A 21,383-nucleotide genomic window follows, 5' to 3' on the forward strand; every position below is an offset into this window, starting at 1 on the left:
GGTCGATCTGATCGTCTGCGACGCGAGCTTCATCGGCCTCGCCAAGGTGCTCGAGGTGCCGCTGACCTTCGCCCGGCCGGGCGCGCGGCTGGCGGCGCTGATCAAGCCGCAATTCGAGGCGGGGCGCGAGGAAGTGGGGAAGGGCGGGGTGGTGCGCGATCCCGCGGTCCATGCGCGCGTGTGTGCTGAGGTATCGGAATGGCTGACCGCGAGCGGCTGGGTGGTCGAGGATGTCGTGCAGAGCCCGATCACCGGGCCCGAGGGGAATGTGGAGTTCCTGATCCTCGCGCATCTGCCCGAGTAAGACAGACCCTCACCCTTCCCACCGCCTACGGCGGCGGGCCCCTTCCCTCTCCCGCATGCGGGCGCATCAGGCCGGTCATGCCCCCGGCATGACCTAAACAGCGCGGGGCGCTGTTTACCTAATGCGGGAGGGAGGCGCGAAGCGCCGGAAGGGTGAGGGTCTGTCTTCTTGGCGTGAATCTGACGTCCGCTCCTGATCCCGTCCTTTTCCAAGACGGCGCCCTCGTCACGTCCCGGCTTGTCATCACGCTGCATCGCGTCGACACTAGGGCGACGTGCGTAACGATCGCACGAGAGGATTGCTGATGGAAATCGCGACCAAGGAACAATTGCGCGGGGCGTTCCTGCGTTGGGCGGTGGTGACGGTGCCGCTGATCCTGCTGCTGGGATTCGCTTCCAGCCGGATCGCGCCGGCGGGAGCCGAGAATCGCTGGTATGCGGCGCTCGCCCGGCCGTCGCTGACGCCGCCCGACTGGGTATTCCCCGTCGCCTGGGGAAGCTTGTACATCCTGATGGGCGTCGCACTGGCGATGATCATCAACGCCCGCGGATCGCGGCTGCGCGGCGTCGCCATCGTCTTGTTCGTGGTCCAGTTGCTGCTCAACCTCGCCTGGTCGCCCTTGTTTTTCGGCATGCACCAGGTGTCGGCGGCGCTGATCCTGCTGATCGGCTTGCTGGTCGCCGCGCTGGCCACCACTTTGGTGTTCGGCCGAATCCGGGCGGCTGCGGCGTGGCTGATGGTGCCCTATCTCGCCTGGCTGTGCTTCGCCGGATTGCTCAACTGGCAGATCGGAAAGCTCAATCCCAACGCATCGACGCTTGTGCCGTCGTCGTCGAGCGCCCAGATGAGCTTCTGATCTGAAGATTACGGGATATTAGACATGCAATCCGAGAACCGGATGTTCGACGACCTCGTGAAGTTCGTGAACGGCGCCGCCGGCACGCTGGCGGGCATGGGCCGCGAGGCGGAAGCCGCGACGCGCGAGCGCGCGAAGGAATGGATCGGCGGGCTCGATTTCGTCAGCCGCGACGAGTTCGAGGCGGTCAAGGCGATGGCCGCGGCAGCACGCGACGAGGCGGATGCGCTGAAGGCGCGGCTCGACGCGCTCGAAGCAAAGGCGATGGCCCCGGCCCAGCCGGGACCCAGGGCGAAATCCCCAAAGTCCTGAACCGATTTTCCACAGCTTTCTCCACCGTCCCGTTGCGCCTATGGGCCGCAACGGGCAGATTCGCCTGAGATGACCAGCGAGACCCCCAATGCTCGATGAGAGCGATTTCCAGCGCGAGGATGCGGCCCCGATCGACATGATCGAAAGCTATTACGCCGCGCATGGCTGGGAGCATCAGCGCCACGACGACGAGATCGTCGCGACGGTCAAGGGCAGCTGGACCGAGTACGAACTCCGCGCTTTGTGGCGCGAAGAGGATTGCGTGCTGCAATTCCTGGCGTTCCCCGACATCCGCGTTCCCGACGACCGCCGTTCGGCGATCTACGAGGCGATCGGGCTGATCAACGAGCAATTGTGGATCGGCCATTTCGAATTGTGGTCGTCGAGCGGGATCGTGCTTTATCGCCATGCCGCGATGATCGACGGCAGCGATGGCGGGACGCTGAGCCTGGAAGGCGCCGAATTGCTGATCGAATCGGCGATCGACGAATGCGAGCGTTTCTAGCCCGTGTTCCAGTTCGTCCTGTGGGGCGGCAAGAGCCCGAAGGAGGCGCTCGCCGCATCGCTGACGGAGACGCAGGGCGAGGCGTGAGCACCATGGCTGACGCGGTCCCCCAGCGCCTGTGGCTGATCGGCTGCGGCAATATGGCCGGCGCGATGCTGTCGCGCTGGATCGACAGTGGTTTGGTGCGCGGCGATGCGGTCGACGTGGTCAATCGCCACGACCGCGCGCTGCCGCCGGGCGTCCGCCAGGCGCGCGGCTTACCCGACGGCCCGCCGCCCGACGCGGTGATGCTCGGAATGAAGCCGCAGCAGCTCGACGAGATCGTCGCGGTTCATGGCGATCGCCTCCGGCACGTGCCGCTGCTGATCTCGATCCTGGCGGGGGTCGAGGAAGCGACCCTGATCGATCGCTTCCCCGGTCCTGCGGTGGTGCGCGCAATGCCCAATTTGCCGGTCGCTTTGGGGAAGGGCGTGGTCACGCTCTACGCCGATGCCGCGCCGCCCGCCGCCAAACGGGCCGTCGCTGCCTTGATGGCGCCGCTCGGCCTGGTCGAATGGGTGCCGAGCGAAGCGCTCTACGGCGCGGCCGGCACACTGGAGGGCTGCGGTCCCGCTTTCCTGTTCCGTTTCATCGACGCCCTCGCCAAGGCTGGGGAGCAACTCGGGGTCCCCGCCGACCAGGCCGCGCGACTGGCGCTCGCCACGGTCGAGGGCGCGGCGGCGATGGCGGCGGGGTCGGCCGACAGCCCGGCAACGTTCGCCGACCGCGTCGCCAGCCCCGGAGGCTCGACTCGGCAGGGCCTGAACGTGCTCGACCGCGACGACTCGCTGGTGCGGCTGTTGACCGAAACGCTCGAGGCGGCGGAGCGTCGCGGCCGCGAAATGGCGGCAGAAGCCAAGCGTTAAGCGTTCCTTTTCGGCTTTTTCCGCGCCGTTTCCGGTGCGGGCGATATGCAGATCCGTTCGGATACTATCGCGGCAGGATCAGCGATGGCCGCCCGGCGGCACCGAATTCTCCCGCCAATTGTGCACGCGGTCGCGCTCGGCGGGCGGGATCAGGCCTTCCAGCACGGCCCAGAAACCGGTCACGGCCTGCTGTCCGGCGGCGCTGTACGCCCGAGAAATGATATCGCGCGAGTGATTGAACAGCTCGGTATCGAGTTCGTATCCGGCGTCGGTCAGCCGCAACAGTCGCTGCCGCCGGTCGCGATCGCCGATCCGCGTCTCGACCAGCTTGCGATCCTCCAATTCGGTCAGCACACGCCCTAGAGACTGCTTGGTGACGCCAAGGATCGACAGCAATTCGCTGACCGAGATATCGGGATGCCGGCCGATGAAATAGAGCGCGCGATGGTGCGCCCGACCGATGCCCCGTTCGCCCAGATTCTGGTCGACCGCCTTGGTCAGCCGGCTGTAGGCGAAAAACAGCATCTCGGAGCCGCGGCGGATTTCGGGCTCGCGGAGGAATTGGGCCGAAGCGGCTGGTGTTGGGGCAGTCATGTTGACCGGTTTTGCCACCCCGATCGGTCCACGGCAAGCCTTGGACGCGCACGATTAGTAGCGCTATGGGGACACGATCATGAATATCGCCGCACAATTTCCGCTCAATCCGACCGCCTCGCCCACGCCGGAAGAGAAACGGATCGAAAAACTCACCAATCCAGGGTTCGGCCGGGTGTTCACCGATCACATGGCGATCGCGCATTACAGCGAGGCCAAAGGCTGGCACGATCTGGCGATCGCGCCGCGCCAGCCGCTGACGGTCGATCCCGCCTGCGCGGTGCTGCATTACGCCCAGGAGATATTCGAGGGGCTCAAGGCCTATCGAACAGCGGAAGGCGAAATCACGCTGTTTCGCGCCGACGCCAATGCGCGGCGGTTCCGGAAGTCGGCCGAGCGGCTCGCCATGCCCCAATTGCCCGAGGAGATTTTTCTCGAATCGTGCCGTGCGCTGGTTCGCTCCGAAAAGGACTGGATTCCGACCAGCGACGGCGGATCGCTCTATCTGCGCCCGTTCATGATCGCGAGCGAGACTTTCCTCGGGGTCAAGCCGTCGTCCGACTATGTCTATATGGTGATCGCCTCGTCGGTCGGTGCCTATTTCAAGGGTGGCGCGCCGGCGGTGTCGATCTGGGCATCGGAAAATTACACGCGCGCGGCGCCCGGCGGGACCGGCGCGGCCAAGTGCGGCGGCAATTATGCCGCGAGCCTGATCGCCCAGGCCGAGGCGATCAAACAGGGCTGCGACCAGGTGGTGTTCCTCGACGCGGTCGAGCGCCGCTATGTCGAGGAACTCGGCGGCATGAACGTGTTCTTCGTGTTCGACGACGGATCGATCGCGACGCCGCCGCTCAGCGACACGATCCTGGCGGGGATCACCCGCGATTCGCTGATCGCTTTGGCCCGCGACCGCGGCATTGCTGTGCGCGAAGAGAAATATGCGCTCGAGCAATGGCGCGCCGATGCGGCCAGCGGTCGGCTGGTCGAGGCCTTCGCCTGTGGTACCGCGGCGGTGGTCACGCCGATCGGCGAGGTCAAGGCGGCGTCGGGCGACTTCACGATCGGCTCGGGCGGCCCCGGCCAGCTCACCATGTCGTTGCGTGAGTCGCTGGTCGCGATCCAGACCGGCGCGGCGCCCGATCCGCACGCCTGGCTGGAGCGCGTCGCCTGATCGCCGGCGCGCGATAAAGGGCTTTGCAGGCGCGCGCGCGTCGCTATAAGCGCGCGCTCCCGCCGGGACATATCGGCCCGAAATGTTGGGGCGTCGCCAAGTGGTAAGGCAGCGGCTTTTGGTGCCGCCATTCCCAGGTTCGAATCCTGGCGCCCCAGCCAACCCGCAGAACCCGCCGAATGACGCGATCCGCTTCGCGGCGTCGCGCCGGAAGGGGCGCTACGGTTCCTTCGACAAGCGCCGGTGGTACCGGGCAAAAAAAAGGGGCGGCTGACGTGCAGCTGCCCCCCAGGGAGGTTCGGATCGAACGGGATCAGAAGACCACTTTGGCGCCGAGCACGAACTGCCGCCCGCTGTGGGTCAAGACATTGAGCCGGTTGGTCTCGTCCACGAACTGGTCGTTCTTCGCGTCGGTCAGATTGATCATTTCCAGCGTGACCTTCAAATTGTCCGTGAAATTGTACGATACCTGCGCATCGACATTGGTCGTGGCGTTGGTGCCGTTATAGGAATTGCCTTCGGTGCCGGGCACCGCCGTCAGATATTTCGACCGATAGGCGACCGAGCCGCGGATCGAGAACTTCTTGGTTTCGTAGTAGAGCGTCGCGTTGGCCGCGTTCCTCGACAAGCCGATCAGCGGCGCGCGCACCACCGAACTGCCGTTCGTGGTCAGCAGATACTCGATGTCCGAGCTGACATAGGTGTAGTTCATCAGCACGCCGAAGTTCGAGAGGAACCCGGGCAGGAAGCTCAGCGGCTGCTGAACATTCACCTCGAAGCCGCGCAGCATGCCGCCCTTCGAATTGACCGGCTGGCTGACGATGAAGACGTCGGATGGACTGGCCGTCGTTCCGTTCAACAGCGAGTCCGGGAGGCCGAGCGCGCTGTAGGGAACGGTCGTGCTGAGCGTCTGGACGAACGTACCGATATCCTTCTGGAACAGCGACACCGCATAGAGCGCGCCGCGCGTCGGATACCATTCGACCGAGGCGTCGAGATTGGTCGACGAGGTCGGTAGGAGGTCGGGATTGCCGGAGCTGAAGGTACGGTTGCCGCCCGACACGTTGAGATTGCCGCCGGGTGACAGCGACCCGATCCCAGCGCGCGCGATCGTCTTCGCCGCCGCCAATCGGACGAGCAGCTTGTCGGTCACGTCGAACACCAGGTTCGCGGATGGTAGCCAACGATGATAGCCGCGGTCGGCGTCGACCAGGCTGATCGTGCTGCCGAGGCTGGCGTATCCGGTCGAGAACTGATCCGTCTTCACATAGCGTACGCCGACGTCGCCGCGGATCGGCAGGCCGGCGGAAGCCAGGTTGAACTCGGCCATACCCCAAAGGCCGAGATCTTCTTCCCGCACCGTCACGAACGAGCCGCGCGCCGTCGCATTGGCCACGCCGCCGGTGGCGTAGAGCGGATTGCTGTAAGTGTTGAGCGCCGTCTGGAAGGCGTCGAGATTGGGGATGACCCAGGCCGTCGGCGTGCCGTTCGGGATGTTGAGCCCGCGGCCGAACCCCGAAAAGGTCGTCAGCAACGGCGCCAGCTGCGCCGCGGTCAGCGTCTGCACCACGGTTTCGCCCAACAGACGGCGCTGCTCGGTCGAGTCATAGTCGAACCGCCGCCAGTCCACGCCCACCTTGAGCTTGACGACCGGGCTGGCGGTCCATTCGGCGAAGACCTTGGCGTTGGTGAAGGCATTGTCGACCGTTTGCGGGCGGATGCGGACTTCGGACGTCCCGTTGATGAACGAGAAAGTCGCCGGATTGGTCACGTCGACGCCGGGACGGATGGTCGGAAAACGCGTCGAGAAGTCATAATAGAAATTGCTGGTATTGGCGGCGTCGATGGTCACCGTGGTCTGGATCGGATTGCGGAATTCCGAGCGCGAATAGCCGACGATCGCGCCGAGCTTGAGCGACTCTCCGATCTTCTGGTCGATCGAACCGGTGATCTGGTAGAAGTCGGTGACGAGCTTGTCGTAGCGCGCCTGGCTGCGCAGATCGACATTGTCGAACGTGCCGCTGATGATGTTGTCGTCGCCGTCGACCGTGCCCGAGCGGATGATCGTCTGCGGCTTGCCGCTGCCGGAGCGGCTGAAGCTGATCGCCTGGAATTGCGCTTCCTTGCGCGTGCCGTCGAGCCGCGAATAGAGACCGTCGATCGAGATCAGCGTCTTGTCGCTCGGCCGATACTGCAGCGAAAGCGCGGCGCCCAGACGCTTCTGGTCGATGTCGTAGCTCACGAGGCCGGGGATGCGCGGGTGGAACAGCGCGGTGGCCGGGTTGGTGTCGTTGATCTGGGCGATCGTATAGCCCTGCAGGGTGGAGGCCGGATTGAACCCGCCATTGAACCCGCCATAGGTCCAGCGGGTGATGTTGGCGCCTTCCTCGATCAGCCGACGTTCCTCATAGGCGACCGACAGGAGCACGCCGAACTTGCCGTCGGCGGTCGTCGCGGTGACCAGGCCGGACACACGCGGTTTGGCCTTGCGCGCGAGGTCGTTGTAGCTCGCCGCCACCTGGAACGCCGCGGTCGATTTCTTGTAGTCGAACGGGCGCGCGCTCTGCAGGTCGACAGTGCCGCCCAGCGATCCTTCCTCGACGTCCGCGGTGGCCGTCTTGCGCACTGCCAGGCTGTTGAACAGGTCCGAGGAAAAGATGTTGAAGTCGAAGCCGCGGCCGCGATTGACGCCGCCGGAATTGTCGGTGCCGCCGGTGGTGCCGATCGCTTCCATGCCGTTGATGCGCACCCGGCTGTATTCCGGCCCGAGCCCGCGAACCGAGATGTTGCGGCCTTCGCCGTTGACGCGGCTGATCGCGACGCCGGGAATGCGCTGCAGCGATTCGGCGAGATTGAGGTCGGGGAATTCGGCGATGTCCTCGGCCTTGATGACGTCGACCGTCGCGGTCTCGTTGCGCTTGATCCCGATCGCGCTGCTCAAGCTGCCGCGAAAGCCGGTGACGACGATTTCCGGCGCGCTCGCTGGCGCGGTCGTGTCTTCGGCCGCCGGAGCGGTTGCCGTGTCGGGCTGCGACTGCGCGTGCGCGGCGGGGGCGGCGAGCGCCGCCGCCGCGCTCGACAGCGCGAGGACCGATTTCAGGATACGGATACGGGACATGACCTTCAGACTCCCCATGTCGCCAGCTTCGTGATGAACCGGCTTGTTCGATGCTGGTTAGCCGCGGGTCGCGGCCATAGGCCAATCCCAATCGGACATGGATCGATGCGCGACTTGCACTGATCGGCGGGTCGCCGAAGCGCATCCGGCGGGGATCATGCCATGATGTGGCTCGATCATTCCCCTTTTTGGCTTGGACGCTGCCCCCCGTCGTCACTAGGCCGGTGGTACGGAAATCCGCACCGATCAGGCGCGGAACAAAGAGGAGAGGGCGGTGATCGAACCGCGCATCAAGCCAACGCGCGTGCGGCACGCGGTGATCGCGCTGATCTTCCTGATCACCAGCGTCAATTACGCCGATCGCGCCGCCTTTTCGATCGCCGGATCGGCGGCATCTGCCGAGCTGGGCCTGAATCCGGTACAGACCGGCTACATCCTGTCCGCGTTCGCCTGGGCGTACGTCATCGCGCAAATTCCGGGCGGCCTCCTGCTCGACCGGCTGGGCACCAAGCGAGTCTATGTCTGGGCGATCGCGTCATGGTCGATCTTCACCTCGCTGCAGGGGCTCACCGGCCTCGTACCCATGGTGTCGGCCGTCGCCATGCTGTTCGCGCTGCGCTTCCTGGTCGGGCTGGCCGAGGCACCGTCCTTTCCCGGCAACGCGCGATTGGTCGCCGCCTGGTTTCCCGCCGCCGAGCGCGGCACAGCCTCCGCCATCTTCAATTCGGCACAATATTTCTCGATCGTCGTCTTCGTGCCGTTGATGGGTTGGCTGGCGCATAACGCCGGCTGGCGATCGATCTTCTGGACAATGGGCGCGCTCGGCCTGATCGCGGCCGCCATCTTTTTGCGTTTCATCCACAGCCCGACGGCCCACCCCCGGATCAACCGGGCCGAACTCGACCACATCGAGGCGGGGGGAGGTCTGATCCGGATGGACGAAGGAGCGGCCAGGACGGCGGTCGCCTTCGATTGGGGCAATGTCCGCAAGCTGATCGCCAACCGCATGATGCTCGGCATCTATCTCGGGCAATATTGCATCAACGTGCTGACCTATTTCTTCGTGACCTGGTTTCCGATCTACCTGATCAAGGAGCGGGGATTGAATGTCATGGAAGCCGGCTTCGCCGCGGCCGCTCCCGCATTGTTCGGCTTTGCCGGGGGCATGCTCGGCGGCTATGTCTCGGACCGCATCCTGCAGCGGACCGGATCGCTCGACTGGGCCCGAAAGGCGCCGCTCACATTGGGCATGGTGCTGGCCACGTTCATCATCGGGTGCGTCTGGGCGCGCCAGGAATGGCTGGTCGTGGCGCTGATGTCGGTCGCCTTCTTCGGCAAGGGGATCGCCTCGCTCGGCTGGGCGGTGATGGCCGATGTCGCGCCGCGCAAGCTCGCCGGCCTGTCGGGTGGGGTGTTCAACATGTTCGGCAACATGGCGGGCATCGTGACCCCGATCGTAGTCGGCTACATTGTGAAGGCGACCGGATCGTTCGACCTCGCGTTGGTTTTCGTCGGGGCGCATTGCCTGTTGACCATCATCGCTTTCCTCGTGGTGGCCGGGCCGATCCGGCGGATGGAGATCGCGGAATGACGCTCGACCGTCGCCAGTTCCTGGTTCTGGGCGCCGCGGCGAGCGCCGCGCTACCCGCCGTTGCCCGTTCCGCCGCCGGTCCACTGGCGATCGGCACGCCGATGGCGGCGCCCGACTGGGCGATAATGCAGCGCCGCCTGCTCGCTCGAAATGCCGAGGCCTGCGAGGCCTTTTATGCGAAATATGTCGACGGCCGCGATCGCCTGAAGGTGTTCGAGCGCTGGGGGGCGAACGACGGGCCGGACGATGCCGCCGAGGCGACCAACGACTGGGTCGTACTCCACGCCCTGGGCGGTTCGGACCGCATCCTGACGCTCGCGCGCCGGTATTGGGAAGGGCATCTCAAGCAATATACCGCGGCCCGCACGATGGAGGTGCCGATCGCGCGGCAGGGCATGTATTTCCGCGAATTCCCCGTGCAGATGGATTGGCAGCACAATGCGGAAGGGCTGACCACCTTCAACGTGATGGGCCTGTCGACGCCGCGCGATCCCAGGCTGCTCGTGCGCACCATGCGCTATGCCGACTTCTACACCGGCCGCGATCCCACGGTGCACAATTACGATCCCCGGCACCGGTTGATCCGCAGCCTGTTGAACGGCAGCCGTGGCCCGATGCTCCGCCGCGCGACGCCGCTCGACTGGGCGGGCGATCCGTTCGAGGCAGGCGCGCGCTTCCACATGGAACATGGCGAGACGACCTATCAGCAGACCCTCGATCATTACGCCGAATATGGCGACGTGGTGGGCGACAATCCGCTGAACCTGCAATCGACCACGCTCGGGCTCAACGCCTATGCGCTGGGTTGCGGCGACCGCTATCGGCGCTGGGCACTCGATTATATCGACGCCTGGGTGGAGCGCGCCGCCGCGAACGGCGACCTGCTGCCCAGCCATGTCGCGCTGGACGGCACCGTGGGCAAGAACTGGTGGCGCGGAACCTATGGCTGGGGCTTTTCCCCGGTCGTGCCCCAGACCGGCAAGCGTGAGGATCGCAACCGCGTTCCGCGATCGATCAGCGCGTTCATGGGCGCGACATTGCTGACCGGCGACCAGGCCTATATCGACCTCTGGCGCCGCCAGACCGCGCGGATCAACGCCGCGGGCCGCCAGCGCGGCGGCACGCTCGAGACGCCGACCATGTATGGGGCGGAAGGGTGGTACGGCTGGAAGCCCGGCCCGTATCGCGCCAATGGGTTCGAGATCTGGTATATGAGTCAGCGCGCCGACGACCGCGCGGCGGCCGGGGAACATCCCTGGATTTCATTTCTCGAGGGGAAGAATCCGCAATATCCGTTGACCGCCATGCGCGCGGACATGGATGCGATCGCCGCGCGCGAGCAGGCGCAGCGCGACGATCCCACGACGCCGCAAACCCGACTCGCCGATTGGCCGCTCGACATCACGCCGGCCAACATCACCAGCCTGATCCAGCTGATGAGCGGCGGCCTGCATATCGCGCATCCGGGCTGGTCGCCGACCTCGCCCAACCAGGGCGGCGTGCCGCTGCACTGCCGCCTGCGCTATTTCGACGCGGATCGCCGCCGTGCCGGCGTTCCGGAGAATGTCGCCGCACTGGTCCACGCGATCGGCGATGCCTCGACAGAGGTCACGCTGGTCAATCTCGCCAAATCGGCCCCGCGTACGATCATCGTCCAGGGCGGCGCCTATGCCGAGCATCGTATCGAGAGCGTGACGATCGACGGGCGTACGATGGCGGTCGGTCGCGCCGATGTGACGTTGCGGCTCGAACCCGGCTGCGGCGCGCGGTTGCGGCTCGCGATGCGCCGCTATGCCAACCGGCCGACGCTCGCTTTCCCCTGGACGCGATGACGCCGCGCCGGCGACGCCGGCCGGCTTTCACGCTCAGCCGCCTGGCTTGATATAGGGCGCGACAGACCAGAGCAGCCGCTCTCCGCGCCGCGGGTCGCCGACCACGCGCGGGGCGTCGTCGAAAATCATCGTCAGCCGTCGGTCGAGTTCGTATGTCGGCCAGGCCGGCAGCGTGGCACAATTGGGGGTGCCGCTGCGCGCGAGGGCGATGAACCCGTCGGCCATGCGCCCGGCGAGCCGCCGCGCCGCCGGGCTGGCGCCGGTGCGCGATCCGGATGCGTCGACATTGTCGAACACCAGCGGAATATCCAGCGTGTGGAACGCGCCCAAGACGCCGCCGGCCTCCGGCGAGGGAAAGTCGAGTTGGTACATCCACGTGGGCGCGCCGATCCTGGCGCGCTCCTCGGCCTGGATCAGATGGCCCGGCCATGATCGCCCCGCGGTCGTGGCGGCGAGAAGAATCTGGCCCGGCGTTTTTTCGGGATAAAGCTCGCGGTAACGCTTCACCACCCAATCGGGCGCGACGTCCTTGGTGATCTGCGCCGCGGTCCGTGCCGACAGGTTGTTCCAGTCGGTGTCGCCGCGCTTGAGGGTGTCGGCGATCCACAGGCCGGTTTCGTCATGCGTATTGCCGACGATCAGCGGAATACCCGCCGCCTCTCGCGGGGCATCGGGATAGAAAGGATGGCGGGGCAGCACCTCGTGATCGAGCGTCGAGACGAAACTAATCTCCCCCTTGCCGTCGATCGGGTCGATCATCGCCATCGCTTCGACCAGCCGTTCGATCGGCAAGCGTCGCAAGGCGGCGACGTCGGCGGCGCCGGCCTTGGCCATCCAGGCGCGGGCGCGCTCCGTCGCGTGGATCGGACCCGCGGCGGTGACGTGCTGGCCGCTCATCGTCGCCGCGCGATGGAACAGCGGTCGCCCTTCGGGCATCGCCATCAGCGTCACGACCTTGGCGCCGCCGCCCGATTGCCCGAACAGCATCACGCGTGCCGGATCGCCCCCGAACGCGGCGATATTGTCGCGCAGCCACCGCAGTGCGAGCACGATATCCAGATTGCCGACATTGCCCGATTCGGCCGGTCCGCCCAATTGCGCCAGATAGGCATAGCCGAGCGCTGCCAGCCGGTGATTGAGCGTGACCACCACGACATCGCCGCGCCTGACCAGATTGCCACCGTCATAGAGCGGGTCGGACCCCGATCCGTGCGAATGCGCGCCGCCGTGCAGATAGACCATCACCGGCCGCCGCCCGGAGTCGAGCGCGGGCGTCCAGATGTTGAGGAACAGGCAATCCTCGCTGGTCGGCTCCGTCGCCTTGGTCTGCGGCGCCGCCGCGCCGAACCGGACGGCATCGGCCATCCCGCTCCACGGGGCGGGAGGCAGGGCGCGCTGAAACCGCCGGGGCCGGGTGTCGGCGCCATAGCGGATTCCGCGGAACACGATCGCGCCGCCTTCCCGCGTACCGCGTAGGCGCCCAAGGCGCGTCGTCGCCACCGGATCGCCGCGGTCGCGGGCCAATGCGGCGGCTGGCAGCAACAGCGCGCCGCCGATCAGGCCGCGCCGATCGATCATCCGTTCGCCATCTGCGCGCACAATGTCCGCATCGGCTCGAGTGCCGGATTATGGTTGTCGCGGCGCCAGACCATGTGCAGTTCGACGGGATCGTCGGGTTCGGTTCGCAATGCTCGGAACTGGACGTCCACCAGATGCAGCCCCGACGCCGATTGCGGCACGATCGCCGCCGCCAGTCCGGCGTGGACCAGCCCGAGCATCGAGTGGATCTGGGTCACGTGCTGGACGTAATGCGGCGACACGCCGACATCGTCGAACAGCCGCACCAGCATGTTGTGGAAATAGCCGGCCCCCTGTCGCGCGTACATGATGAGCGGTTCGCCATCGAAATCGGACAGGCCGAAGGAGGGCCAGGATTGCCGCGCGTCGCCGGGCGGCAGCGCGACGACCAGCGGCTCGCGCAGGACGCAGAGCGTATCGAATTCGAGCCGATCGATCGGCGGGCGGACGAACCCGATGTCGATCAGCCCGGTCAGCAAGGCATCGACCTGGTCGCCCGTCACCATCTCGTGGAGCTCGAGATCGATATTGGGTAGGCTGGCGCGCGCGTTGGCGACGATTTGCGGCACCAGGCTGTAGCCCGAAACGGCGGTGAAACCGATCGCGACTTTCCCGGCATCGCCCTTCGCGACGCGGCGCGCGGACAGCGACGCGCTCTCGGCCAGCCGGACGATGCGGCGCGCCTCGATCAGGAAGACATGACCGGCCGGCGTCAGGCTCACCTGGCGGCTGGTACGTTCGAGCAAGGTCACGCCGAGGATCCGCTCGAGCAGCTGTATCTGCCGGCTGAGCGGCGATTGCGTCATGTTCAGCCGTTGCGCCGCACGGCCGAAATGGAGTTCCTCGGCCGCGGCGACGAAACAACGCAATTGGCTCAGCTCGAACATCGCCTCGGTCTAGCCAGCCCCCCGTCAGGTGTCACGCCGGCCGGGCCGCCCGCTCCACCAATGTCCTCAGCTCGGCGATTTCCGCCGGAGCCAAATCGGTCAGCGGCGACCGCACCGGCCCGGCGTCGCGGCCGATCACCCGCATTCCGGCCTTGACGATCGCAACGGCATAGCCGCGACCGCGGTTGCGCAGCGCGATATACGGCAGCACGAAATCCCGCAGGCGCGCGAGCACGTCGGCGTGATCGCCGCTGCGCACCGATTGATAGAAGACTAGCGCCCAGTCGGGCATGAAGTTGAAGATCGCCGAGGAATAAGTGGTGACGCCCATCGTGAGATAGGGCGTGGCGAAGGTCTCGGCGGTGGGCAGCCCGCCGATATAGGTCAGACGATCGCCCATCCGGGCATAGATGCGCGTCATCAGTTCGATATCGCCGACCCCGTCCTTGAACCCGACCAGGTTGGGATTGCGGTCGCAGAGCCGCGCCAGCGTCTCGTCGTCCACTACGGCGTTGTCGCGATTGTAGACGATCACGCCCAGTCCGGTCGACCGGCACACCGCCTCGATGTGGGCGGCAAGGCCTTGCTGGCTCGACCCGACGAGATAGGGCGGCAGCAGCAGGATGCCGTCCGCTCCGGCTTTTTCCGCGCCGCGCGCGATATCGGTGGCGATGGCCGTGCCATAGCCGCACCCCGAGATGACCGGCAGCTTGCCGTTCGCTTCGGCAACCGCCGCCGCGACCACCGTCTGGACTTCATCGGGCGTCAGCGAGAAGAATTCGCCGGTTCCCCCGGCGGCGAACAGACCGGCGAGCTGATGCTCCATCATCCACGCGCAATGCGCGCGATAGGGACCTTCGAGGAAGCTGCCGTCGGCGTCGAAATGGGTGACCGGGAAGGACAGCAATCCGGTTCCCAGGCTGCGGGCCATATCCGCCGGGCTCAACGTCGTCACAACTCTCTCCTCGCCACGCATATCGATGCGCATTGCAGTTCAATGGCGTGAGTATTGACCCCGCGGCGCAAGGTCCAAGCCAAAGCGGCGATGGATCGATGCACAGCTTGGCTAGATCGTGATCGAGATCGGTGCCGCTCCGCGCTTCGCGATTTTACGGGCGAACGCGAATGATCGTCTTTCCCGAGCGTCGCTCGGTAGGCGTGAAGGCCGCGATCGCGTCGTCGAGGGAGGCGATGGCGCCGAGGTTCGTCCGCAGCCGTCCGCCGCGCACGCGCTCGACGATCTCCTCCAATTGCGCCCGATCGGCCTCGACGACGAAATCGATCGCCAGGCCGTCGACCGGCGACTCCTCCGGCGGCCCGACGATGGACACCAGCCTTCCTCCCGGGCGAACCAGCCGCGCCGACCGCTTCCCGATATCGCCGCCGATGAGATCGAGCACGAGATCGACCGGGCCGACATCTTCCAGCGCTTCATGATCCAGGTCGACGAACTCGTCAGCACCGAAGTCGAGCGCCGGTTGCCGGTCGGCCGCGCGTCCGGTGCCGATCACGTGCGCGCCGAATTCCCGCGCGAGTTGCGTGACCATCGATCCCACAGCGCCGGCCGCGCCATGGGCGATCACCCGCTGTCCCGCCGTGAGGCACCCGTGCGCGATCAGGCCTTGCCACGCGGTCAAGCCGGAGATCGGCAGGCTGGCGCCGACCGTAAAGTCGACGTCGTCCGGCAACGGCGCAAGATTGCGCGCCTCGACGGCCACATATTCCCCCAAGGTGCCGTCGCGGTACCAATCCGTCAGCCCGAATACCCGCTGCCCGAGCGACAGTCCTGTCGCGCCATAACCGAGCGCCGCGACGACGCCGGCCAGCTCGTGCCCCGGGATCGTCGGCGTTCGATCGCGGTCGAGGCGATCGCTCCAGGTCGACGGCCAATCCAACTCGGTCTTGACGAATCCCGCGGCGTGAACCTGGACGACGACATCGTTGATCGAGGCTTTCGGCTCTGGGCGCTCGGTTAGCCGCATTCCGGCCGTTCCCGCTGCACGATCGGTGACGGTTATCGCTTTCATGGGCATCGTCTCCACGCTTCCGTGCCGCCCGGCGGTGTCGCCGGCAGGGGAGAGCGGTTCAGCGTCATACGGGAGTGCCGATCAGGGGATCAATCCGCCACCTCCAGCTTGTCCGCGGTGCGCAATTCGAAATCGCTGGCGTCGTGCCGCTCGTGGAGCTGGTCGGCCGGCTCGCCGGTCACGCGGTTGACCATCCGGCCGCGCTTGACCGCCGGGCGCTGGAAAATCTGGTCGGTCCAGCGGATCACGTTCCTATACTCCTGCACCTGCAGGAACTCGCCGGCGCCATAGACCAGCCCCTTGACCAAGGCGCCGTACCAGGGCGCGGTCGCCATGTCGGCGATCGAATAGTCCTTGCCGCCGAGATACTCGCTCTCGCCCAGCCGGCGGTCGAGCACGTCGAGCTGGCGCTTCACTTCCATCGCATAGCGGTTGATCGGATATTCCTGCTTGAACGGCGCATAGGCATAGAAATGCCCGAAGCCGCCGCCGAGGAAGGGCGCGCTGCCCATCTGCCACATCAGCCAGGACAGGACTTCGGCGCGGGCGGGATAGTCGGTCGGCAGATACGCACCGAACTTCTCGGCCAGATAGATCAGGATCGCGCCCGATTCGAACACGCGCACCGGGGCCGCCGGGTCGGTGTGATCCATCAGTGCGGGAATCTTGGAATTGGGATTGGCGGAGACGAAGCCGCTGCCGAACTGGTCGCCCTGGTTGATGCGGATCAGCCAGGCGTCATATTCGGCGCCGCTGTGACCGAGCGCGAGCAGTTCCTCGAGCATGATCGTCACTTTCACGCCGTTGGGCGTGGCGAGCGAATAGAGCTGCAACGGGTGCTTGCCGACCGGAAGCTCCTTGTCGTGCGTGGGCCCGGCGATTGGTCGGTTGATGTTGGCAAAGGCGCCGCCGTTTTCCTTGTCCCATGTCCAGACCTTGGGAGGCGTATATTCGGTCGGTTCGCTCATCGAGGGGCTCCACGCTGTCGCCGCCGGGAGTCGCCGGCCGGCCCGACCGGTAGCTAGGAAGCCGGATCGGGTTTCTCCAAGGGAGAAACGATAAAAGTAAACAGGGCTGCCCCGATAATGACCGCGCCGGCGGGCCTCCACCGTCATCCTTCCCGTTGAGCAATCGGCGTGGGATACTCATTTCGGTGAATGGTGCGTCCGGCACGGCCAACCGCTCGCGCGCCTTCGTCGCGCCGCAGCATTTTAACTTTTTGTTAACCATCTCCGGTCACTTTTCGTCAACATTCTGAAAACAAGCTGATTTAGCCGAAGAGAAGGGGGCGGGAGATGCGCTGGTCCTTGGTCGGAGGAGCGACTCTGTGCGTCGCCCTGGCGGCATGCTCGACGACAGGCAGGAAGGCGATCGTGACCGTGCCGGTCACCCAGCCGACCGGCTGGCGCGCGACCGCGACGGATGACGATCAATCGCGGATCGACGGCCTCGCCGGCCGTTGGCAGCGCATGCTCGCAGCCGTTCCCGCCCGTCTCCGCGCGCGTGTCGCTGCACAGGGGAAATTGCTCGACCCCACTGCGGGTCTCGACGCGCCGACACTCTCGCCGGGGTCCTATCAATGCCGGCTCGTTCGGGTCGGCGGCCGGGGCGGCGTCACCAGTTACAAGCCCGATTTTTGCTACGTCGCCGCGAGCGGAGGGAAGCGGAGCTTCACCAAGCAGACCGGGACGCAATTGCCCGGCGGCTGGTTGTTCGACGACGCGGACGGCAAGCGCGTGATCTTTCTTGGTACCTTGCGCCCTCGGCAGGCCGAGATCGCACCGGCTTATGGAGAATCGCCGCAGCGCGATGTCGCCGCGGTGATCGAGCGTTTTGCGCCGTTCCGCTGGCGGATGGTGTTCGCCAGGAACGACGGACAGGGCGACCACACGCTCGAAATTTACGAACTCACTCCGGTCGTCAACGGGTCGAGCTGAAGGCCGCGCCGCGGTCGTCGGAGCGATCGGCGATCGGCGCATCGTCGAGCCGTCGCAGGGCGAGCAGTAGCGGCCAGAGCATGATCGCGCCGACCGCAACATGCGTCGACACCGCGAGCACGGCAGCGACCAGCGGCAGGAGCGCGGCGAGCACGACCGGCCAGCGTCGAGACGGCGGAGCAAGATGCCAAACCGCCAGCGCCGGGAACGCCAGCATGACGCAGTCATAATCGCTGACGTAAATCGACCCGGCGAGCATGCCCATCATCAGATAGTGCGCTCTCAGGCTGGAATTGCGCCGCCATGCCGACAGCACGATCCAGGCCACCCCGATACTGATCACGGCCTGCGCGGCGTAAGCGACGGCGAGCGGCGCGCCCAGATGCCGGACGAGCACGAAGACCGATATCATCCGATGCCAGGTGCCCGTCCCGTCTTCGAGAATGACGCGCTTCAAAAGCTGCGCCTGGGCAGCATATGCCGGCCAGATTTCAACGCCGAAGCAGAGCGTCGTGAGAACCGCCAGCCCCACCGCCCCGACGGCCATCGCCGGCAACGCTTTCCATTCGCGGCCGAACAGCAGCGCCAGGGGGAGGAGCCAGGCGAGCTGGGGCTTCACCGCGAGCAGCGACAGCAACAGCCCCGCCAGCACCGGCCGCTAGGGCAACAGGATCAGGCCCCAGGCGGTGATCGCCGCGATCCAGCAGCCCGCCTGGCCGCCCATCGCGTCGATCAGAATGGCGGGCCAGGCGATGGCGGCGAGCAGCCAATGCTGGGGAGCCATACGCCGCAACGCGGCGGCGAACGCCAACCACCCGAGCAATTGCCAGACGACCCAGGCGGCCGGGTAGGGCAGCAGCGCGAACGGCGCGGTGATCGGCAGGAGGGTGGGCGGATAGCTGTAGTGATAGAGGTCGATCGCGTGGCCGACCGTCCTGACCTGGAAGTCGTGGAACGCGGCGATATGGTAGATCGTGCTCGCCTGCCCGGTAATGGCGAGCCTAGCGGCAGCCCAGAAGTTCAGGAAATCCTCGCCGAACGGCCGGTCGATGCCGTCCGTCCATCCCGCCTGGAACTGCCCGAAGACATGCGCCGCCAGGAGCAGCGGCCAGACCAGCGACCAAAGCAGGGCGATCCGGGCGATCCGCCGTCCGGTGAAGATGGTGCCGGCATTGTATTCGCTCCCCGGCAACCCGGATTCCCCCCATTCGTCGGCGACGTCCTCCTGCTAGCGGTCGCGTGTAAATGTCGGGTTACAGGGTCGGTCGCGGGGGTCCGGCAGGCTCGTCAGGTCTCGGTGACGAGGCGGTAGCCGACGCCCGGCTCGTTGGTGATCAGCGCCGGTCGCGCGGGGTCGCGTTCTAGCTTCTGGCGCAGATTGCGGACGATGATGCGCAGATAGTCGACCTGATTCTCCTGCGCCGGGCCCCAGACGGTGCGGAGCAGTTGGCGATGACCGATCACGCGATCGGGCCGCTTCGCCAATTCGGCGAGCACGTCATATTCCTTGGGCGAAAGATGCACGTCTTCACCCGAACGCCGGACCCGGCGACGTTCGAGATCGATCTCGACATCATCTGCGGCGACCAGCGTTCGCCCGGCCTCGCCCGTGACGCGATGACGCAAGGCGGTGCGGACGCGCGCGAGCAATTCCTCCGTGTCGAACGGCTTGGTCAGATAATCGTCGGCGCCGAGATCGAGCGCCGCGACCTTTTCCGACGTGTCCTCGCGCGCCGACACCACGATCACTGCGGCACCGGTGTGGACGCGGAACAATTGGATCAGTTCGAGCCCGTCGCGGTCGGGCAGGCCGAGGTCGAGCAGGACCAGTTCGGGCTTGTCGATATCGGCGAGCGACAAAGCCTCGCGCGCGGTCGCCGCTTCGCCCACCGCATAGCCCGCGCGCTCGACCGCGACGCGGAGCAGGCGGCGGATATGCGCATCGTCCTCGACGATCAGCAGGCGGGGCTGGGCGGCCATGTCGCGATGTTACGGCCGCGGCGCGATCCGGTCGAGCGCGAGGTTGAGCGCGAGCACGCTGACCCGCGGTTCGCCGAGGAAGCCGAACAGCGGACGGGTGGTGGTATCGCCGACCAATCGCCTCAGCCTTGCCGGATCGATTCCGCGTGCCCTGGCGACGCGCGCGACCTGGAACAAAGCCGCCTCGGGGCTGATGTCGGGATCGAGCCCCGAGGCGGAGGCCGTCACCAGGTCGGCGGGTATTTTGGAACCTGGGGCGGGAGCGGATGCCTTGGCGGCGGCGATATCGGCCTTGACGCGGTCGGCGAGCGCCTGGCTGGTCGGGCCGTAATTCGATCCCGACGAGGCGGTGGCGTCATAGCCGTTCTTGCCCGCGGCCGAGGGGCGGCCGTGGAAATAGCGGTCGCTGGCGAAGCTCTGGCCGATCAGGGCGGAGCCGATGATATTGCCATGGGCGTCGCGGAGCAGGCTACCGTTGGCGGCGCCCGGCGCGATCAACTGGCCGATGCCGGTGATGGCGACCGGGTAGGCGAGGCCGAGCAGGGCGGCGAACAAGAGCGTCAGCACGATGGCCGGGCGGAACGCGGTGGTGAAATCCTTGAGCATCTCTTCTCTCTTTCTCCCCTCCCGCAAGCGGGAGGGGGACTTGGCGGGATCAGGCCAATCCGAATCCCGCGACCGCCAGATCGATCAGCTTGATCCCGACGAACGGCGCGAGCAGCCCACCCAGCCCGTAGATCGCCAGGTTCCTCGCCAGCAGCGGTCCCGCACCGATCGCGCGGTAGGTCACGCCCTTGAGCGCCAGCGGCACCAGGCAGGGGATGATCAGCGCGTTGAAGATGATCGCCGACAGGATCGCCGACCGCGGGCTGGCCAGGCCCATCACGTTGAGCACTCCGAGCCCCGGGTAGAGGACGATGAACATCGCCGGGATGATCGCGAAATATTTGGCGACATCGTTGGCGACCGAGAAGGTGGTCAGCGCGCCGCGCGTCATCAGGAGTTGTTTCCCCAACCCGACGATCTCGATCAGCTTGGTCGGGTCGCTGTCGAGATCGACCATGTTGCCGGCTTCCCTCGCGGCCTGCGTCCCGGTGTTCATCGCCACGCCGACATCGGCCTGGGCGAGGGCAGGAGCGTCGTTGGTGCCGTCGCCGCACATCGCGACCAGTTTGCCGCCGGTCTGCTCGCTGCGGATCAGCGCAAGCTTGTCCTCGGGCGTCGCTTCGGCGAGGAAATCGTCGACCCCGGCCTCGGCGGCGATGGCGGCGGCGGTCAGCGGGTTGTCGCCGGTGATCATCACCGTGCGGATGCCCATCCGGCGAAGCTCGGCGAAACGCTCGCGCACGCCGGCCTTGACCATGTCCTTGAGGGCCACCGCACCGAGCAGCCGGCCGTCGCGCATCACTGCCAGCGGCGTCATGCCGCCGCGCGCGATCTCGTCGGTAACGCGCTTGATCTCGGCCGCGCCGGGGGCGTCGGCGCCGAGCGTCTTTAGGATCGAATCGACCGCGCCCTTGAGCAGGATCGTGCCGCCGACCTTCACGCCCGACGTCCGCGTCTGCGCGGTGAACGGGATGACTTCGGCATCGGCCGCCAGCGTCGTGGTCAGCGCGAATTTCTCGCGCGCCAGGGTGACGATCGAGCGGCCCTCGGGAGTCTCGTCGGCCAGGCTGGCGACCATCGCCGCCTCGGCCAGGGTCTTCGTCTCGACCCCGGTCAGCGGGCGGAACTCGCTCGCCTGGCGGTCGCCGATCGTGATCGTGCCGGTCTTGTCGAGCAGCAG

Annotated in this window: 18 protein-coding genes, 1 tRNA gene and 2 pseudogenes; 10 read left to right on the forward strand and 11 right to left on the reverse strand. The window is 66.4% G+C overall.

From position 1 onward, the window contains the following. From ACTHJR_RS07110 to ACTHJR_RS07130, 5 genes and pseudogenes are all read left to right on the forward strand, one after another. Positions 1-304 (forward strand): SAM-dependent methyltransferase (locus ACTHJR_RS07110; protein ID WP_440522428.1); only part of this gene is annotated, 304 nt, incomplete at its 5' end. A gap of 304 nt (positions 305-608) precedes the next feature. Beyond that, positions 609-1,160, forward strand: coding sequence for a TspO/MBR family protein (locus ACTHJR_RS07115; RefSeq protein ID WP_440522444.1), 552 nt, complete (start codon positions 609-611; stop codon positions 1,158-1,160). Positions 1,161-1,184: 24 nt separating this feature from the next. Then, on the forward strand, positions 1,185-1,472 hold the full coding sequence (locus tag ACTHJR_RS07120) for an accessory factor UbiK family protein (protein WP_440522429.1): 288 nt from the start codon (positions 1,185-1,187) through the stop codon (positions 1,470-1,472). Between the two features lie 88 nt (positions 1,473-1,560). Beyond that, positions 1,561-2,064 (forward strand): annotated as a pseudogene (locus tag ACTHJR_RS07125) (YbjN domain-containing protein). 5 nt (positions 2,065-2,069) lie between these two features. Then, on the forward strand, positions 2,070-2,882 hold the full coding sequence (locus tag ACTHJR_RS07130; RefSeq protein ID WP_440522430.1) for a pyrroline-5-carboxylate reductase family protein: 813 nt from the start codon (positions 2,070-2,072) through the stop codon (positions 2,880-2,882). Between the two features lie 78 nt (positions 2,883-2,960). On the opposite strand, the gene ACTHJR_RS07135 is transcribed toward ACTHJR_RS07130, so the two are convergent. Then, on the reverse strand, positions 2,961-3,476 hold the full coding sequence (locus ACTHJR_RS07135) for a MarR family transcriptional regulator (RefSeq protein WP_440522431.1): 516 nt from the start codon (positions 3,474-3,476) through the stop codon (positions 2,961-2,963). 79 nt (positions 3,477-3,555) lie between these two features. On the opposite strand from ACTHJR_RS07135, the gene ACTHJR_RS07140 reads away from it, so the two are divergent. After that, complete coding sequence (locus ACTHJR_RS07140) at positions 3,556-4,647, forward strand: branched-chain amino acid aminotransferase (protein WP_440522432.1); 1,092 nt, start codon at positions 3,556-3,558, stop codon at positions 4,645-4,647. An 86-nt stretch (positions 4,648-4,733) separates the two neighbouring features. Beyond that, a tRNA-Gln gene (locus tag ACTHJR_RS07145) sits at positions 4,734-4,808 on the forward strand. A 152-nt stretch (positions 4,809-4,960) separates the two neighbouring features. Here the strand turns inward: ACTHJR_RS07145 and ACTHJR_RS07150 are convergent. Next, complete coding sequence (locus ACTHJR_RS07150) at positions 4,961-7,765, reverse strand: TonB-dependent receptor (protein WP_440522433.1); 2,805 nt, start codon at positions 7,763-7,765, stop codon at positions 4,961-4,963. A 274-nt stretch (positions 7,766-8,039) separates the two neighbouring features. Between ACTHJR_RS07150 and ACTHJR_RS07155 the strand changes: the two genes are divergently transcribed. Both ACTHJR_RS07155 and ACTHJR_RS07160 read left to right on the forward strand, forming a co-directional pair. After that, positions 8,040-9,356: an MFS transporter gene (locus tag ACTHJR_RS07155; RefSeq protein WP_440522434.1), complete on the forward strand. Its 1,317-nt coding sequence runs from the start codon at positions 8,040-8,042 to the stop codon at positions 9,354-9,356. Continuing rightward, positions 9,353-11,188, forward strand: a complete 1,836-nt coding sequence (locus tag ACTHJR_RS07160; RefSeq protein WP_440522435.1) for a hypothetical protein — start codon at positions 9,353-9,355, stop codon at positions 11,186-11,188. Before ACTHJR_RS07155 ends, ACTHJR_RS07160 begins: the two co-directional genes overlap by 4 nt. A gap of 33 nt (positions 11,189-11,221) precedes the next feature. Here the strand turns inward: ACTHJR_RS07160 and ACTHJR_RS07165 are convergent, their stop codons facing one another. From ACTHJR_RS07165 to yghU, 5 genes are all read right to left on the reverse strand, one after another. Then, positions 11,222-12,766: a carboxylesterase/lipase family protein gene (locus ACTHJR_RS07165; RefSeq protein ID WP_440522436.1), complete on the reverse strand. Its 1,545-nt coding sequence runs from the start codon at positions 12,764-12,766 to the stop codon at positions 11,222-11,224. Beyond that, positions 12,763-13,653, reverse strand: coding sequence for a LysR substrate-binding domain-containing protein (locus ACTHJR_RS07170; protein WP_440522437.1), 891 nt, complete (start codon positions 13,651-13,653; stop codon positions 12,763-12,765). The genes ACTHJR_RS07165 and ACTHJR_RS07170 overlap by 4 nt, the downstream gene beginning before the upstream one ends. A gap of 31 nt (positions 13,654-13,684) precedes the next feature. Further along, complete coding sequence (kdgD, locus tag ACTHJR_RS07175) at positions 13,685-14,599, reverse strand: 5-dehydro-4-deoxyglucarate dehydratase (RefSeq protein WP_440522445.1); 915 nt, start codon at positions 14,597-14,599, stop codon at positions 13,685-13,687. Between the two features lie 163 nt (positions 14,600-14,762). Then, a complete protein-coding gene (locus ACTHJR_RS07180; RefSeq protein WP_440522438.1) occupies positions 14,763-15,680 on the reverse strand; it encodes an NADP-dependent oxidoreductase in 918 nt (305 codons plus the stop codon). Positions 15,681-15,769: 89 nt separating this feature from the next. Continuing rightward, on the reverse strand, positions 15,770-16,648 hold the full coding sequence (yghU, locus tag ACTHJR_RS07185; RefSeq protein WP_440522439.1) for a glutathione-dependent disulfide-bond oxidoreductase: 879 nt from the start codon (positions 16,646-16,648) through the stop codon (positions 15,770-15,772). A 327-nt stretch (positions 16,649-16,975) separates the two neighbouring features. On the opposite strand from yghU, the gene ACTHJR_RS07190 reads away from it, so the two are divergent. Next, complete coding sequence (locus ACTHJR_RS07190; protein ID WP_440522440.1) at positions 16,976-17,617, forward strand: DUF4893 domain-containing protein; 642 nt, start codon at positions 16,976-16,978, stop codon at positions 17,615-17,617. Here the strand turns inward: ACTHJR_RS07190 and ACTHJR_RS07195 are convergent. The 4 genes and pseudogenes from ACTHJR_RS07195 to kdpB form a co-directional block, all read right to left on the reverse strand. Further along, positions 17,601-18,809: pseudogene (locus ACTHJR_RS07195) on the reverse strand (glycosyltransferase family 87 protein). The gene ACTHJR_RS07190 and the pseudogene ACTHJR_RS07195 overlap by 17 nt on opposite strands. 95 nt (positions 18,810-18,904) lie before the next feature. Next, positions 18,905-19,597, reverse strand: a complete 693-nt coding sequence (locus ACTHJR_RS07200) for a response regulator (protein ID WP_440522441.1) — start codon at positions 19,595-19,597, stop codon at positions 18,905-18,907. Positions 19,598-19,606: 9 nt separating this feature from the next. Continuing rightward, the gene (kdpC, locus tag ACTHJR_RS07205; RefSeq protein ID WP_440522442.1) at positions 19,607-20,203 is read right to left on the reverse strand and encodes a potassium-transporting ATPase subunit KdpC; all 597 of its coding nucleotides are present in this window, start codon (positions 20,201-20,203) and stop codon (positions 19,607-19,609) included. Positions 20,204-20,252: 49 nt separating this feature from the next. Continuing rightward, on the reverse strand, positions 20,253-21,383 hold a 1,131-nt coding region (gene kdpB / locus ACTHJR_RS07210; RefSeq protein WP_440522443.1), incomplete at its 5' end, for a potassium-transporting ATPase subunit KdpB.

The sequence above is a fragment of the Sphingomonas sp. genome (assembly GCF_051962185.1).
Taxonomy (GTDB): Bacteria; Pseudomonadota; Alphaproteobacteria; order Sphingomonadales; family Sphingomonadaceae; genus Sphingomonas.

Coding starts and splice junctions, on each gene's coding strand:
- ACTHJR_RS07115 (WP_440522444.1), top strand. CDS start 609: ATGGAAATCGCGACCAAGGAACAATTGCGCGGGGCGTTCCTGCGTTGG.
- ACTHJR_RS07120 (WP_440522429.1), top strand. CDS start 1,185: ATGCAATCCGAGAACCGGATGTTCGACGACCTCGTGAAGTTCGTGAAC.
- ACTHJR_RS07130 (WP_440522430.1), top strand. CDS start 2,070: ATGGCTGACGCGGTCCCCCAGCGCCTGTGGCTGATCGGCTGCGGCAAT.
- ACTHJR_RS07135 (WP_440522431.1), bottom strand. CDS start 3,476: ATGACTGCCCCAACACCAGCCGCTTCGGCCCAATTCCTCCGCGAGCCC.
- ACTHJR_RS07140 (WP_440522432.1), top strand. CDS start 3,556: ATGAATATCGCCGCACAATTTCCGCTCAATCCGACCGCCTCGCCCACG.
- ACTHJR_RS07150 (WP_440522433.1), bottom strand. CDS start 7,765: ATGTCCCGTATCCGTATCCTGAAATCGGTCCTCGCGCTGTCGAGCGCG.
- ACTHJR_RS07160 (WP_440522435.1), top strand. CDS start 9,353: ATGACGCTCGACCGTCGCCAGTTCCTGGTTCTGGGCGCCGCGGCGAGC.
- ACTHJR_RS07165 (WP_440522436.1), bottom strand. CDS start 12,766: ATGATCGATCGGCGCGGCCTGATCGGCGGCGCGCTGTTGCTGCCAGCC.
- ACTHJR_RS07170 (WP_440522437.1), bottom strand. CDS start 13,653: ATGTTCGAGCTGAGCCAATTGCGTTGTTTCGTCGCCGCGGCCGAGGAA.
- ACTHJR_RS07180 (WP_440522438.1), bottom strand. CDS start 15,680: ATGAAAGCGATAACCGTCACCGATCGTGCAGCGGGAACGGCCGGAATG.
- yghU (WP_440522439.1), bottom strand. CDS start 16,648: ATGAGCGAACCGACCGAATATACGCCTCCCAAGGTCTGGACATGGGAC.
- ACTHJR_RS07190 (WP_440522440.1), top strand. CDS start 16,976: ATGCGCTGGTCCTTGGTCGGAGGAGCGACTCTGTGCGTCGCCCTGGCG.
- ACTHJR_RS07200 (WP_440522441.1), bottom strand. CDS start 19,597: ATGGCCGCCCAGCCCCGCCTGCTGATCGTCGAGGACGATGCGCATATC.
- kdpC (WP_440522442.1), bottom strand. CDS start 20,203: ATGCTCAAGGATTTCACCACCGCGTTCCGCCCGGCCATCGTGCTGACG.